At 45.0% G+C, this 14,615-nt stretch carries 15 protein-coding genes; 4 read left to right on the top strand and 11 right to left on the bottom strand.

All coding sequences use genetic code 11. The features are described from left to right. Nucleotides 1-28 precede the first annotated feature (28 nt). Entirely contained in the window at nt 29-919 is an 891-nt protein-coding gene (gene cysM / locus IE104_RS03095) for a cysteine synthase CysM (RefSeq protein WP_189415980.1), read from the bottom strand. 174 nt (nt 920-1,093) lie between these two features. On the opposite strand from cysM, the gene IE104_RS03090 reads away from it, so the two are divergent. Beyond that, on the top strand, nt 1,094-3,907 hold the full coding sequence (locus IE104_RS03090) for a response regulator (RefSeq protein WP_189415979.1): 2,814 nt from the start codon (nt 1,094-1,096) through the stop codon (nt 3,905-3,907). Here the strand turns inward: IE104_RS03090 and recO are convergent. The 8 genes from recO to yihG form a co-directional block, all read right to left on the bottom strand. Beyond that, nucleotides 3,904-4,602, bottom strand: a complete 699-nt coding sequence (gene recO, locus IE104_RS03085; protein ID WP_189415977.1) for a DNA repair protein RecO — start codon at nt 4,600-4,602, stop codon at nt 3,904-3,906. The genes IE104_RS03090 and recO overlap by 4 nt on opposite strands. 2 nt (nt 4,603-4,604) lie before the next feature. Further along, nucleotides 4,605-5,516, bottom strand: a complete 912-nt coding sequence (gene era / locus IE104_RS03080; protein WP_189415976.1) for a GTPase Era — start codon at nt 5,514-5,516, stop codon at nt 4,605-4,607. Nucleotides 5,517-5,564: 48 nt separating this feature from the next. Further along, on the bottom strand, nt 5,565-6,248 hold the full coding sequence (rnc, locus tag IE104_RS03075) for a ribonuclease III (RefSeq protein WP_229837590.1): 684 nt from the start codon (nt 6,246-6,248) through the stop codon (nt 5,565-5,567). Continuing rightward, nucleotides 6,232-6,687 carry a DUF4845 domain-containing protein gene (locus tag IE104_RS03070; protein WP_189415973.1) on the bottom strand — a complete coding sequence of 152 codons (456 nt, stop codon included), beginning with the start codon at nt 6,685-6,687 and terminating at the stop codon, nt 6,232-6,234. The genes rnc and IE104_RS03070 overlap by 17 nt, the downstream gene beginning before the upstream one ends. Before the next feature lie 26 nt (nt 6,688-6,713). Beyond that, nucleotides 6,714-7,589, bottom strand: coding sequence for a signal peptidase I (lepB, locus tag IE104_RS03065; RefSeq protein WP_189415972.1), 876 nt, complete (start codon nt 7,587-7,589; stop codon nt 6,714-6,716). A gap of 84 nt (nt 7,590-7,673) precedes the next feature. Next, nucleotides 7,674-9,473 (bottom strand): translation elongation factor 4, encoded by a 1,800-nt coding sequence (gene lepA, locus IE104_RS03060; RefSeq protein WP_189415971.1) that lies wholly within the window; start codon nt 9,471-9,473, stop codon nt 7,674-7,676. 177 nt (nt 9,474-9,650) lie between these two features. Further along, nucleotides 9,651-9,875, bottom strand: a complete 225-nt coding sequence (locus IE104_RS03055; RefSeq protein WP_189415970.1) for a DUF2789 family protein — start codon at nt 9,873-9,875, stop codon at nt 9,651-9,653. 80 nt (nt 9,876-9,955) lie between these two features. Next, nucleotides 9,956-10,855 (bottom strand): 1-acylglycerol-3-phosphate O-acyltransferase, YihG family, encoded by a 900-nt coding sequence (gene yihG, locus IE104_RS03050; RefSeq protein WP_189415969.1) that lies wholly within the window; start codon nt 10,853-10,855, stop codon nt 9,956-9,958. A 128-nt stretch (nt 10,856-10,983) separates the two neighbouring features. On the opposite strand from yihG, the gene lepB (IE104_RS03045) reads away from it, so the two are divergent. Beyond that, nucleotides 10,984-11,628, top strand: a complete 645-nt coding sequence (gene lepB, locus IE104_RS03045; RefSeq protein ID WP_189415967.1) for a signal peptidase I — start codon at nt 10,984-10,986, stop codon at nt 11,626-11,628. A gap of 42 nt (nt 11,629-11,670) precedes the next feature. Here lepB (IE104_RS03045) and IE104_RS03040 read toward each other — a convergent pair whose 3' ends face one another. Both IE104_RS03040 and fabV read right to left on the bottom strand, forming a co-directional pair. Further along, entirely contained in the window at nt 11,671-12,207 is a 537-nt protein-coding gene (locus IE104_RS03040) for a 5' nucleotidase, NT5C type (protein ID WP_189415966.1), read from the bottom strand. 90 nt (nt 12,208-12,297) lie between these two features. Then, nucleotides 12,298-13,473, bottom strand: coding sequence for an enoyl-ACP reductase FabV (fabV, locus tag IE104_RS03035; protein ID WP_189415965.1), 1,176 nt, complete (start codon nt 13,471-13,473; stop codon nt 12,298-12,300). Between the two features lie 181 nt (nt 13,474-13,654). Between fabV and IE104_RS03030 the strand changes: the two genes are divergently transcribed. Both IE104_RS03030 and IE104_RS03025 read left to right on the top strand, forming a co-directional pair. After that, a complete protein-coding gene (locus IE104_RS03030; RefSeq protein WP_189415964.1) occupies nt 13,655-14,065 on the top strand; it encodes an MAPEG family protein in 411 nt (136 codons plus the stop codon). A 120-nt stretch (nt 14,066-14,185) separates the two neighbouring features. Beyond that, entirely contained in the window at nt 14,186-14,605 is a 420-nt protein-coding gene (locus tag IE104_RS03025; protein ID WP_189415963.1) for a hypothetical protein, read from the top strand. The last annotated feature ends 10 nt before the right edge of the window (nt 14,606-14,615 follow it).

The following is a 14,615-nucleotide window of genomic DNA, read 5'->3' as shown; positions in this document are numbered from 1 at the left end:
CCAACTAACGTCAATTGGCGATCAAAACTTACTCATTGAATAAGCCCGACGATAAATATCTATCGCCGCGATCGCAAATAATGGCCACTATCACTGCATTCTCTACCTGCTGGCTCAAACGCAATGCCGCCGCAACCGCACCGCCAGACGACACGCCGCAGAAAATTCCCTCTTTACGAGCGAGTTCACGCATGGTGTGTTCAGCTTCTTGTTGCGACATTCCGACAATATCGTCTACGCGACTTTTGTCGTATATCTTGGGCAAATAGGCCTCCGGCCAGCGACGAATACCGGGAATACTGGCGCCCTCGTCTGGCTGCAAACCTATTATTTTTATGTCAGGATTTTGTTCTTTTAAATAACGTGAAGTACCCATGATAGTACCGGTGGTACCCATGGAACTTACAAAATGAGTGATCAGTCCGCCAGTTTGTTGCCAAATTTCTGGCCCGGTGGTTTTGTAATGCGCTAAGGGGTTATCGCCATTGCCAAATTGATCGAGCACCTTGCCCTTACCTTCAGCTTGCATAGCCAACGCTAAATCGCGAGCACCTTCCATGCCCTGCTCTTTCGTAACCAAAATCAGTTCTGCACCATAGGCCGTCATCGCCGCTTTGCGCTCAGCGGTGCTGTTGTCTGGCATGATCAGGATCATCCTGTAACCCTTGATTGCCGCCGCCATCGCCAATGCTATGCCAGTATTGCCGCTGGTAGCTTCAATCAGAGTCTCGCCGGGCTTAATATCACCACGGTTTTCAGCCTGCTGGATCATGGACATAGCCGGGCGATCCTTAACCGAGCCTGCCGGATTATTGCCTTCCAATTTCACCAGAATAGTATTGCTGGTCTCGCCGGGTAAACGCTGCAAGCGCACGAGCGGCGTATTGCCAACAAAAGCTTCAATCGTGGGGAAATGCATATGGGCCTCTAACCAAAAACTCGAATGTACAGCATGACAAAGGGCGGCTATTCTAACGCTCAATGACCTGACAGCACTACTGATTGTTACAGGTTAGCGTACAAGCGGCTTCGATTAAGCCTATAAGATTACAGCCCGCTTTGCTCCGTTCGAATATCGTCAAGGATTATCTCCATGCCCAGCGCATCTAAAAGCTTCAAACACAACGTATGGCAATTGATCTTCACCCCTGCAATTGCGATTGTTTTAATACTCTCTGTGTCACTGATTTCTTTTTGCTTGTACGAGCTGAGCAAATTTGTAGATATGCGCGGCAGCGCCATGACTCGCAAAACTGCACATTTGATTTACACACCTATTATTCGCAATGACAAAGCTCTTTTGCAGGAAATATTAGATGGTTCGCTAGAAGACCCTTACATTCGGGCTTTGCATGTGCGATTGGAAAAAACTAACGAATCTTTCCACAGCGGCCCGGAATTTTTACCCACTAATGATATTGGCCTCTCACCCAACAGCTTGGAACCCGTGCGCCGCGAAACACGCCGGACTATTTTATTTTCACATCCCATTGTTGATAAAAATGGTTTGAACCCTATAGGTTGGGTTGAAGTAGAAATGCTCTCGTCACCCTATATGGTGATTCACTACCAAACCATTTTAATTACCATCGCCATTACCTTAGCTTGCTTGATTGTGGCGGGTTTTTTAGCAACGCGTTTATTTAAAAATATCACCGAACCGCTTAACCATATTAAAGACGTTATCAATCATTTGGCGCAAGGAAAATTGCAAACCCGTGTTAACCCACAAAAAAGCCGGGAGTTTGTGTACCTCGCTAACGCCACTAACACCATGGCGGAATCTTTAGAAAACGCCCAGCAAGATTTGCAAAACCATATTGAACAATCCACACAAGATTTGATTGAAACCTTAGAAACCATTGAAATTAAAAATATTGAATTGGATATTGCACGCAAAGAGGCCATTGAAGCCAGTCGGATAAAATCAGAATTCCTCGCTAACACCAGCCATGAAATTCGCACACCGTTGAATGGTATTTTGGGCTTTGTTGGGCTTGCACTAAAAACCGATATTGATGAACAACAAGCGGAGTATCTCAATACTATTCGCGATTCAGCGCAAAGTTTGCTCACAGTTATTAATGGCATTCTCGATTTCTCAAAAATCGAAGCAGGTAAGTTAACACTCGAATACGCACCTTTGCCTTTACGTCAGACCATCGACGAAACCTTGCACATAATGGCACCCGATGCACACGAAAAAAACCTGCAGCTTATAGCGCAGGTTGATCCAGAAATTCCCGCACAACTCTTGGGTGACTCATTACGCTTTAAGCAAGTGCTATCCAATTTAATTAGCAACGCGATTAAATTTAGTGAGCACGGCAACATCATGGTGCGCGTAGCAGCCATTGCCCAACAAGAAACGCATCTCATGCTTAAAATTAGCGTGAGCGACCAAGGCATAGGTTTAACTACAGCCCAGCAAAAGGATTTATTTAAACCATTTTCACAAACGGATGCATCCAACTCGCGTGAACAAGGAGGGACAGGTTTGGGGCTTGCCATTTGTAAGGGCTTGGTCGAGCGCATGAATGGGGAGATTGGTGTTGAAAGCAAACTCGATGAGGGCTCAACTTTTTGGTTTACCGCTCGCTTGGGAATTGATAAAAAACAACTTATTCAATATGCGCTACCTAATCTTGAGCAGCATCGTGCGCTTATCTGTAGCAGCAATGAAACATCTCGCGAACAATTGCAGGCGCTGCTGAGCGAATGGCATATGAAACAAGATGTCATCAGCGAAATTCACGACATCTTCCCAAGTATTCGCAAAGCACATAAAACCGATCCTTTCGACATTTTATTGCTGGACATAGCAGCAGACGAACGAAAAATACCTCCATCCTTGCTGAACAATATCAGCGAGCAATTGGCAGATGAATTTAATTGTAAAGTGATCGCTTGCTGCACGGCAGCTCACCAACGTTTGTTACGCAGCAACGGCCAGAATCTCAACACACAATTTATCAATAAACCTATAGCATACGATGCTCTACTTAAATTGTTGTGCGACAAACTCAATATCAGCTTGTCCGAAGCCTGCCACGAGCAAGTAAGCAATCCGGCGGCCAATTTACCAGCAACCTCAGTATTGCTAGTCGACGATAACCCCGCCAATTTACAATTAGCCTCAGAATTATTGCGCGGCCTCAATACGCAAGTGGTACAAGCAAGTAACGGCTTGCAAGCAATCGATGCCTGTAAAACACAAAAATTTGATGTGATTTTTATGGATATCCAAATGCCCGGAATGGATGGATTCCAAGCTACCCGACATATTCGCGAATTGGAAAAAGATACTCAGCGCACACCTATTATTGCATTAACTGCGCACTCGCTTACTGAACAAAAAGCGGAGCTTTTAATTTCCGGCATGGATGACTGCATTAGCAAACCTGTGAGTGAAAGCCAGCTCGCACATATTATTAATCGCTGGACATCCCTCAGTGGCAAAAAAGAAGTTGTGATCGCTCATGAACCTGTTGCTGAACAGGAAAAGTTGCCGCTTAAAGACCCCAATCCAGATGCAAACACTTCAGTCGATGTCGGTTTGTGTTTGAAGCTAGCCAACAACAAACCCCTGCTGGCACGCGACATGTTAAAAATGATGTTAGATGGTTTGCCTCAGGAAAAATTACAAATCAACCAGGCAATTATTGATGGCGATGATTCACTATTTAGCGAACTAGTACACCGGTTGTACGGCAGTAGTTGTTATTGCGGAGTGCCGCGATTAAAAAATATTAGCGGCTTCCTCGATAAGCTATTGCAAGCTAAGGAGGCAAATAGCGCAAAGGAAGCAATCCAATCACTTAACAGTGCAATCGATGATGTTTTGGCTTGGGGTGAAAATCGCGATTTGAACGACGTTTTTGGTGTTAAAGCAGTAGCCGTAAATTAATTAAACAATTCGCGGCTCATCAAAGGTTTGGTACCCAATAAAGGTTTTAACAGCATCCGCGAGATACGTTTTGCAGTATGCCTAACATCTGTGCGCGAAAAATCTTGCGCTGCTATAGCCAGCAAATGCTCTCCGGAAAATGAATGCGGCTTAGTAGCCTCATCAACTTCTGCCACATAAAATCCTAAAGTGGTATCAAGATAATAATGACAAGACTCAGAAATTGTTTCGCCCGTTTTTGCATCAGCGTCAAAATGAATTCCGTAACCCAACTCATTTAACAATTGAAACTCAAAATAACGCAAAATGGGCTCCAACTCCTGCTGCGCATTCAGGGCCTGCAAACTTTGTTCATACAAACTATAAATTTCCGGGTGCGCATCCAACTCGGGCAACAGCCGCACTAGCAACTCATTTAAATAAAAACCACTGAAAAGATGTTTCGCCGTCAGCGCAAAATGTGCGCCCTCGGCCTCAAAATGAGTCAGCAATTTGAGGTCGGTTTTGCCTTGAAATGAAATTAATAAACGCGTGAAGGGATTTAACAAATTGCGCTTGGGTGCTTTACGTGAACGCACTCCGCGTGCGACCGCGGTAATGCGTCCATAGGCTGGAGTAAAAAAATCGACCAACATACTGGTGTCGCGATAGGGGCGCGTATGGAGTATGTATGCCGGCTGGAGTTCTACACTCATGATTACAAATCGTTGTAACCTAAACTGCGCAGTGCGCGCTCGTCGTCAGACCAACCAGATTTCACTTTTACCCAGAGCTTTAACATAATTTTCATGTCAAACAATTTTTCCATGTCTTTGCGAGCATCAATACCAATCAGCTTAATGCGTTCGCCTTTATCGCCAATCAAAATACGTTTTTGACCTTCCCGCTCAACTAAAATCAATGCGCCTATGTTCAGCAAGTTTCCTTCTTGCTTAAATTCTTCAATTTCTACCGCCATCTCATAAGGCAACTCATCACCCAATTGACGAGTGATTTTTTCACGCACAATTTCCGCCGCCATAAAACGCGAACTGCGATCCGTAATTTGGTCCTCCGGATACATATGCATACCTTCCGGCATGCGATCAATAATTAATTGTTCGAGACGATCTAGATTGACATTGCGTAAGGCTGATAGAGGAATAATTTCCGCCACGTTTAATTTTTTTGATAAGACTTCGAGATGTGGTAACAACGATTCTTTATCTTCCACCTGGTCAACTTTATTGACCGCCAGAATAATAGGGCATGAGGCATATTGTAATTTTTCAGCAACGGCTTCGTCTTCTTCCGTCCAAATAAAACGATCTACTACAAATACAACCACATCTACATCTTTCATCGCCGTGTTGGCAGCGCGATTCATATAGCGGTTAATCGCTTTTTGCTGCCCCAAGTGCATTCCAGGAGTATCCACGAACATGATTTGGATATCACCCTCGGTTTTGATTCCCACAACATTGTTACGTGTAGTTTGTGGCTTGCGTGATGTAATACTAATTTTTTGCCCAAGAATATGATTGAGCAAAGTAGATTTACCCACATTGGGGCGCCCCACAATAGCAACATAACCACAACGAGTTGTTGGTGAACCAGAATGGTCTGACATAAATAAACCTGAAACAAGAAACGGAAAAGAATTGATTTAAAAAAGAAACTACTGGATATCAAGCAAACGTAGAATTTCTGTTGCCGCGATTTTTTCTGCTTCACGGCGATTACTCGCCTGCGCACGCACAGGCTGTTTCAGCAGCACAACGCGACATTCAATAGTAAAGATTTGCGCGTGAGACTCACCGGCGGCTTCCACAACCTCGTATTCTGGAAGAGGTTTACGTAAGCCCTGCAAATGTTCCTGCAAACGCGATTTGGGATCTTTAGCAGTGGTATCTACCGTGAGCGATGACAATCGTGCGGCATACCAGGACAACACATGGGTGCGACAAGTATCGAAATCAGTTTCGGTATAGATTGCACCTATGAGTGCCTCTACCGAATCAGCCAAGATGGAATCGCGCCTGTGACCGCCAGATTTCATTTCGCCTTCACCGAGAATTAAGCATTCGCCCAATTCAAATTCGCGCGCGATTTCCGCCAGGGTTTCGCCTTTAACCAATTGCGAACGCAACCGACTTAATTGACCCTCGCGCACATCAACGAAGCGTTTAAATAAAGCTTCGCCTATGACCAAATTTAAAATTGAATCGCCTAAAAACTCAAGGCGCTCGTTGTTGTGAGCACCATGACTGCGATGGGTAAGCGCCAGCTGCAACAAAGCTGGCGTTTTGAATTCATAACCGAGGCGATCTTGTAACCGCTGATATTTAATACTTAACTTCACGTTTGTCGCCCGTAGGTCTACAACACAAATCAGGATGCTCACCATCCAAATGATTTTTGAACACGGTTACGATGTCAATATTGTAAAAAAGATTGGTGCGATTTTCATAATCAATCGTAATTAACAAATTTCTCGATTTACGGTCGATAACAATATTTTGTGGGCCTTCACTACGCACGTTGTTAATCAAATAAAAATTTTGGATTTTTTTTCTAATTTCCGAATCGCTCATCTCTAAGACACGTTCACCAGGGTCCGCTAAAGATTTAAGCGCCTTCACTACATACATATTCTCGGCATACATAGGCACCACACTAAAAGCAAACATACCGCAGAATGCGAGAATGGCAATCACAAATATCCAACTGATTAATGTGAGCCCACGCTGCTTTTGCAAACTTCTTTTAGGAAAATTTTTATGCTTCGGCAAAGATTTCATAGTGGCACCTGTTAATTTATAAATGATTATTTAACAACACCTACAGTATCAAAACTGGGAATGCTTAAAAGCTCTTCCCAATGCATCCAAACCGCAAACGCTTTACCTACAATCGCATCGTCAGAAACAGTTCCCCAAACACGGCTGTCGCCGCTATTATCGCGATTGTCGCCCATCATGAAATAATGGCCTTCTTCCACAACCCAGGTTCTATCATCGGCGCTCAAAGCGCTGGGTTCATCGCACTTCTGCATTTTATGGGGAACACCATCCAATATTTCATTGACTACAGTAAGTTGCTGTCTGTGGTTCATGCAAAATGAGCCCAGCTCAGGAGAAGCTTTTTGCACATAATCTTGCTTTACTTCCACGCCATTTAAGTAAAGCACATTATTGGCGTAGCGAACTTTATCCCCTGGCACGCCTATCACACGCTTAATGAAATAGGTTTTAGGCTGGTGCGGAGGGAAGAACACCATAACATCGCCACGTTTTGGTGTGCCCACCGGGATAAAGGTTTTATTTAACACCGGGACGCGCACACCATAAGCAAACTTGTTTACTAAAATAAAATCACCCACCTGCAAGGTAGGAATCATAGAACCTGAAGGAATTTGAAAGGGCTCGACCAAAAATGAGCGCAAGAAAAATACGATAAACAGCACTGGGAAAAATGATTTGGCATATTCAACCGCAAGGGGTTCTTTACCCGCTGATTCCACTGCGGTTTCATAGGCTGCTTTTCTATGTTCGTCGGCAGATTCAAGTGCAGAAAATTGTTGTGCGACAGCAGCCACTCGCGCCTTGCGAGGTTTCGCTAAAAACAAAATATCAATAAGCCAAATAAGGCCAGTAATGAGTACCGCAAGCGAAAGAATTAACGGAAGATTTAAACTGCTCATGAATTTTGGAAACCTTTATAGTTGCTATTTCTGCCTTGCGATAATCTACGGCTACGACAAACTCTGCACTCAGAGTTTTTCTCACTAAGAATCGATCTTTAACACAGCAAAGAATGCGGCTTGTGGAATCTCTACACTGCCTACCTGCTTCATACGCTTCTTACCGGCTTTTTGTTTTTCCAGCAATTTCTTTTTACGTGAAGCATCGCCACCATAACACTTCGCGGTTACGTCTTTGCGAAGGGCTTTTACGGTTGAGCGCGCGCAAATCTGCCCACCAATAGCGGCTTGAATGGCAACGTCATACATTTGGCGAGGAATTAATTCTTTCATTTTTTCCGTCAATGAATGCCCCATTCTTTGCGCTTTGTCGCGATGCACAATAATTGCCAGCGCATCGACTTTTTCGCCATTGATCAGTACATCCAAACGCACCAGATTGGCCGCGTCAAAGCGGACAAAACTGTAGTCCAATGAAGCATAACCGCGGCTCACCGATTTCAATCGGTCAAAGAAATCCGTCACTACTTCGTTCATCGGCATTTCATAACGCACACGCACTTGCGAGCCGGTGAACTGTAAATCTTTTTGTACACCGCGCTTATCGATACACAAAGTAATGACATTACCTAAATGCTCCTGTGGCACCAAAATATTGGCTTCCACTATAGGCTCGCGCATTTCTTGAATGGAACCCGGGTCAGGCAGTTTGGACGGGTTATCAACATAGATAACCTCACCGCCGCGCTTTTCAATTTCGTAAACTACCGTGGGCGCAGTGGTAATCAAATCCAGATCGTATTCACGCTCAAGACGTTCCTGGATGATTTCCATGTGAAGCATGCCAAGGAAGCCAACACGGAAGCCGAAACCCAAGGCATCTGAGCTTTCGGGCTCATAAAACAGGGAGGCATCGTTCAAGGTCAACTTTGCCAAAGCATCGCGGAAGTCTTCGAAGTCGTCCGAGCTAATGGGGAACATTCCCGCATAGACCTGCGGTTTGATCTTCTGGAAACCAGCAAGTGACTCCACTTCTGGCGTCTGCGCATGGGTAATGGTATCGCCCACGGGCGCGCCTTGAATGTCTTTAATGCCGGCAACTACAAAGCCCACTTCGCCAGCTTTGAGTTCTTTTAATTGGGTCAGCTTGGGGCTGAATACACCTACACCATCAACAATTTGGGGCTTGCCAATAGTCTTGGCGATGATTTTGTCTTTGAGCTTCAGCGTGCCTTGTTTTACGCGAACCAAGGACACCACGCCGAGGTAGTTATCGAACCAGGAATCAATAATCAGTGCTTGTAGCGGCGCATCAACATCGCCTTCCGGCGGCGGAACCAGACGAACCAGTTCTTCCAACACATCTTCCATACCCATACCGGATTTGGCCGAGCAACGCACAGCTTCGGTAGCATCGATACCAATAATATCTTCGATTTCCTGCGCAACACGGTCTGGCTCGGCTTGCGGCAGATCCATCTTGTTTAGAACAGGGATAACTTCCAGACCTTGTTCAATAGCGGTGTAGCAGTTAGCTACGGATTGGGCTTCCACACCTTGGCCTGCGTCCACTACAAGCAACGCACCTTCGCAAGCGGCAAGGGAGCGAGATACCTCATAGGTAAAGTCCACGTGGCCGGGGGTATCAATAAAATTAAGCTGGTAGGTTTTGCCATCGCGCGCCTTGTAATGCAAGGTCACGCTATGGGCTTTGATAGTAATACCACGCTCACGCTCAAGATCCATAGAATCAAGGACTTGCGCCTCCATTTCACGGTCACTCAAGCCACCGCACATTTGGATAAAGCGGTCAGCGATGGTGGATTTACCGTGGTCAATGTGGGCGATAATGGAGAAATTACGGATATGGCTTAAGTCAGTCACAGGCTATAAATACTTTATGGAGGTTTGAGGAGGGCGAGCGCTTTTGGGTCAATCAAAAGGTGGCTGCCGCGATTGGTCGGCATTCTAGCGTATTTGCAGGTCTATGCGTACAGCCGCGGGCGCGGCACCAAAAAATAACGCGCCCTTTAGGCGCGTTATGTGAAGCAAAAACCAGAATTAATCGCGTAACAGGCAGTTCAGCTCATCGACCACTTCTTCCCAATCTGAGTAAGGTTGGCGGGCTTCTCGCAAAAAAGCAGCTTGCTCGGCGGTCCAGAAACTTGCACTGGCCAAGGGCTCAGCTTGTGGCAGGGGACGATAGCGCTCAATAAATGCCTCAATATCACTGTCGGAATTGGGCAAACCTAACTTGGCGAACAAATCTTTGAGCGAATACAGCATGGCAGCCTCCTTAAAACAATCGCACTATCAATAAGATATGCCTTTAGCATACCTTGAACTGCCAAAGTTTTCTGCGCTTTTTAATGACTGGAATTCATCTTATCCAGCAAAGCATCCTTTTCCTGCCAGATTTGGTTGACCCAGCCTTGAAAGCGCTCACGAAATTCATTGTCATCGCCATAGTTACCCAACATATCTTCAGGGATGGGCCTTTCACGCACATCCACACAAATCCGCCTTACCCTGCCACAGGCATAATCCCAGTAACTCGGGCGTCCTTCAGGGTAATAGATAGTCACATCTAACAAGCTGTGTAACTGGCCATTCATCGCTGCCAAGGTAAAAGCCAATCCACCGGCCTTGGGCATAAGTAGATGGCGGTAAATAGATTTTTGCTGGGTATATTTGGCCGGGGTAAATCGCGTCCCCTCCAAAAAATTGATAATCGTGACCGGATTATGGCGAAACTTCTCACACGCCTGCCGGGTCTTTTCAATGTCCTTGCCCTTCAGTTCAGGATTCCTGGCAATTTCTGCCTTGGTGTAGCGGCGCATAAAAGGGAACTCCAAGGCCCACCAGGCCAATCCAAGCAGCGGAACCCAAATCAGGGATTGTTTTAAAAAGAATTTCAAATAGGGAATACGGCGATTAAAAAACCGCAAAAGCACCAAAATATCCACCCAGGATTGATGGTTGGCAATCATCATGTACCACTCCGCCACACTCAAGTTGCTCATACCCTCAACTTCCAACTGCGTAGGCAAAATTATCTGCTGATGACGCGCGTTGGCGTCCATCCAATGACTTGCCAGCCAGTCCAGCCAGCGATTGCACAATGCCTGCCAGCCAGTAAAGGGCACCAACCACTTCAGTAGCGCCAGCGGCATTAAAGGGATAAATACAATTAAGGTGAAGACCACGAACAACACCGTGGTAAGGACTCCGGACAAGAGTCGCAAAAGTGATAAAAGTAATGACATAAGGGTTATTGGATGAATTAGCTGAACTTTGTTTTTAAGCCTGAGTCTTTAGCAAGCATCAATTAGGCATGCAAATTTACCAACAGTTATTGTATCAGCTTGTTGAATAAACGCTCACGGAGATAAAAATGAAACAATTTTGGGCAAAATTTTGGCGAGAAAATAAGTATTTCCTGATTTTCCTGGGCCTTATGTTTATGTTTAGAAGCGCCTGCGCCGACTGGAATACAGTTCCCACTGCGTCAATGAAGCCTACCATTTTGGAAGGCGATCGCATTGCAGTAAATAAACTGGCTTACGATTTACACATTCCTTTTACACATATTTCATTGGTGCGCTTCGCAGATCCACAGCGTGGCGATATTGCAGTTTTTGATTCCAAAGTTTCTGATAAACGCTTGGTAAAACGTGTTATTGGCGTTCCGGGTGACACAGTTACCCTGATCAATAATGAGTTAACGATTAACGGTACCGCCCTTCAATACGAAAAAACGGCAAACAACACAGACCAGATTGAACATTTGTTCAACACACCGCATATAGTTCGTATTAACAATCCTGAAAATCATCCCTTTGCAAATTTTCCCACGGTAATTGTTCCTGCAGGCCATTATTTAATGATGGGTGATAACCGCGATCTAAGCGCTGACTCGCGCGTTATAGGATTTGTGCCACGCGATGAATTTGTAGGCAGATCGCGCTCAGTGATTATGTCGCTGAATTACGATAATTTTTATTTACCGCGCTTAGACAGGTTTTTTAAAAGCTTGTAACACTAACCCAACCTCCCTTGAAACAGGGAGGTTGGGAGTGGTCTAGGCTTTATCCGCAAAATAAGCTTTTATTTCCTGCCAGTTATTAACACGCACTTCAGTTGATTCATTGATATTGTGCGGAGCTGTCATAAGCACGCCCTGCCCCGAAAAAAACTGAAAATGACGTGAGCTGTCATCAATTAAATAATCAGCATTCACTACACCTTTGTTACCGCAAAAAATAAAGTTGAGCGGCGACAAAAACGGCAAATGTTTTACCAACCATTCGTATTTAGCAGCAAAAGATGTGGGATGCTCCATAGCAGCAGTCGCAATATAAACATCAAAGCGCTGGTTCAAATCATGGATAACACAAATTGCATCGGGCAATGGCGTTAAATCCATAAAAAATTCAGCATTGTCCGGATAGGAACGAACACGAGCTACATGTTCAGCGGGAACGCGATGATAGATTTTGGTTCCCATCAAATCAGCTTTGGTGAGATCTTGGTTAAACTCCCGGTTATACCAATCCAAATGACGCTCCATAGTGTCACAAATGGTTTCGTCCATATCTATCGCAATTCGCTTACGCATTTCTTTCTCCGGTCATCAAAGAAACTAACAAAAAAAAAGCCCCTAGAGAGGGGCTTCAACAAAATTAAACTCAAGACCTAGGCGGCCCCCTTAAAAATTTGTTTCCACCAACGGTGTGGTTTCCGCATCATAATCCACGCCGTCAATTCCAAAACCAAACAAGCGCAAGAATTCGGCTTTATAACCAGCAAAATCTGTTAACTCAAAAAGATTTTCTTCGGTTACCTGATCCCAAATTGCTTCCACTTTGGTTTGCACAGATGGATCTAATTCCAATTCGTCAACACGGTAACGACCCGCATCATCCAAACGTGGCGTGGCCGAATAAAGACACTCTTTGAACAAACGTTGGATCTGCTCGATACATCCTTCGTGGGTGCCTTGCTCTTTCATAACTTTAAACAGAATTGCCAAATACAACGGCATTACGGGGATTGCAGAACTCGCTTGGGTAACTACTGCTTTCAATACTGCAACGCGAGCTTTACCACCATGTTTAGCGCTGAGTGTTTTTGCAGCGCGATCCAAATCTTCTTTGGCTTTACCGATAGTTGCTTTGCCATAAATCGGCCAGGTCAATTTGTCGCCAAGGTAGGTGTATGCAACAGTTTGGAAATTGTCCGCCAGCAGATCAGCACCTTTAAGTGCATCAATCCACATTTCCCAGTCTTCACCACCCATCACTTTTACAGTATTTGCAATTTCTTCATCAGAAGCTGGTTCAATACTTACATCACCAATTTTTAAAGTATCGGTATTCAAATTTTTAGAAACGTAAGATTTACCAATTGGTTTAAGTACGGAGTTATAAACCTCACCGGTTTTAGGATCGGTACGGCGCGGCGAGGCCAAGCTGTAAATCACCAAGTCAACTTTGCCGATGCTGTTTTTTAATTCATCAATCACTTTGGCTTTTATTTCATCAGAGAATGCATCGCCATTGATCGTGTGCGCGTATAAGCCTTCAGCCTTGGCCGCATCGTGGAAGGCTGAGGTGTTGTAATAACCTGCGGTTGCGGTTTTTGTCTCTGATGGTTCTTTCTCAAAGCAAACGCCTAAAGTATCTGCACCGCCACCAAACGCAGCCGTGATGCGAGAAGCCAAACCAAAACCGGTAGAACAGCCCAGAACCAATACTTTTTTGGGTGCGCCAACAACCGGACCCTTGGCTTTGGTAAAGGCAATTTGTTCCTGCACATTGGCTGCAGCGCCTTGAGGGTGAGCATTAGTACAGATAAAACCGCGAACTTTTGGCTTGATAATCATGGAGTTAACCTTTAGTCAAAAAAACCTTGAGATGCTAAACACATTTGAGCGCGAATAGCGCCCAAGCTGAATACTGGAAAACCGAAAATGGGGCATTATACAGAAAGACGACTAATCTCACATGAGGACGGCTCAGTCTGTGTAAAATTCACTTCATGATAACGAACACACGAGGCTACTAATGATTTACGCCATGTTTGCCATGATTCTGCTCACCTTCGGGGTCGCAGGCTATATGTTCAAACTGAGGGTTGCAGCAGTTAGATCCGGCGAGGTGAAGCTGAGCGCTTTTCGCCTGAACAGCGGGGAAAATATGCCGCCCAAAATGCTGCAAGCTGCGCGCAATTACAGCAATCTATTTGAAATTCCGGTGTTTTTTTATGCAGCTGGTACGATTTATATTGCATTGAGCCTTGAGTCTCCAGCAATTATCCTGCTGAGCTGGCTTTTCGTAGCGACGCGTATTCTTCATTCATGGATACACATCACCAACAATAATGTTATTCGCCGTATGCAGGCATTTATGGCAGGCAATGTCTGCATATTGTTAATCTGGGCTCTACTGGTATGGGATTACAGTCACCGTCTTTAATTAGCGATGCGTGCGATTGTGCGAACTAGCGAGCAAATCGCCACACCAATTCTTTTCATTCATTTTGGATTCATCTGCTTTTACCATAATCAAATCAAACCACAACAAATGGAGATAAATATGCGCAAATACTTTCTTTCTCTTTCAGCTCTCCTAATGCTGCAGGCCGCACCCCAAAGTTTTGCGGGAGATTTGGGCATTAACGTTATTCTCTCCGGTGAAATAAAACCGGGAGTCTACGGTGAAGTGCAAATTGGCAACGCTCCGCGCCCGGTCGTGGTTTACGACCAACCGCGCGTTATAGTGGTGGATAAACGTTACGTAGATCGCGCACCTATTTATTTACACGTTCCACCAGGCCACGCCAAACATTGGGACAAACATTGCCACGAATACCATGCGTGTGAACGCCGTGTTTATTTTGTGCGCAGCCAGGAATATGAGCCCGAATACCAACGTGAGCATGAACATGATCACGACCACGATCGCCCTCACAAAGAACACAAACATGGCAAAGGCCACGGAAAAGATAAGCATTAAGATAAAAAAA

Origin of the sequence: Cellvibrio zantedeschiae (assembly GCF_014652535.1) — a bacterium.
Lineage (GTDB): Bacteria > Pseudomonadota > Gammaproteobacteria > Pseudomonadales > Cellvibrionaceae > Cellvibrio > Cellvibrio zantedeschiae.
This window is presented reverse-complemented; position numbering and strand designations above follow the sequence as displayed.

Coding starts and splice junctions, on each gene's coding strand:
- yihG (WP_189415969.1), bottom strand. CDS start 10,855: ATGTCATTACTTTTATCACTTTTGCGACTCTTGTCCGGAGTCCTTACC.
- cysM (WP_189415980.1), bottom strand. CDS start 919: ATGCATTTCCCCACGATTGAAGCTTTTGTTGGCAATACGCCGCTCGTG.
- era (WP_189415976.1), bottom strand. CDS start 5,516: ATGTCAGACCATTCTGGTTCACCAACAACTCGTTGTGGTTATGTTGCT.
- lepB (WP_189415967.1), top strand. CDS start 10,984: ATGAAACAATTTTGGGCAAAATTTTGGCGAGAAAATAAGTATTTCCTG.
- lepB (WP_189415972.1), bottom strand. CDS start 7,589: ATGAGCAGTTTAAATCTTCCGTTAATTCTTTCGCTTGCGGTACTCATT.
- IE104_RS03025 (WP_189415963.1), top strand. CDS start 14,186: ATGCGCAAATACTTTCTTTCTCTTTCAGCTCTCCTAATGCTGCAGGCC.
- IE104_RS03090 (WP_189415979.1), top strand. CDS start 1,094: ATGCCCAGCGCATCTAAAAGCTTCAAACACAACGTATGGCAATTGATC.
- IE104_RS03030 (WP_189415964.1), top strand. CDS start 13,655: ATGATTTACGCCATGTTTGCCATGATTCTGCTCACCTTCGGGGTCGCA.
- fabV (WP_189415965.1), bottom strand. CDS start 13,473: ATGATTATCAAGCCAAAAGTTCGCGGTTTTATCTGTACTAATGCTCAC.
- IE104_RS03070 (WP_189415973.1), bottom strand. CDS start 6,687: ATGAAATCTTTGCCGAAGCATAAAAATTTTCCTAAAAGAAGTTTGCAA.
- IE104_RS03040 (WP_189415966.1), bottom strand. CDS start 12,207: ATGCGTAAGCGAATTGCGATAGATATGGACGAAACCATTTGTGACACT.
- recO (WP_189415977.1), bottom strand. CDS start 4,602: ATGAGTGTAGAACTCCAGCCGGCATACATACTCCATACGCGCCCCTAT.
- IE104_RS03055 (WP_189415970.1), bottom strand. CDS start 9,875: ATGCTGTATTCGCTCAAAGATTTGTTCGCCAAGTTAGGTTTGCCCAAT.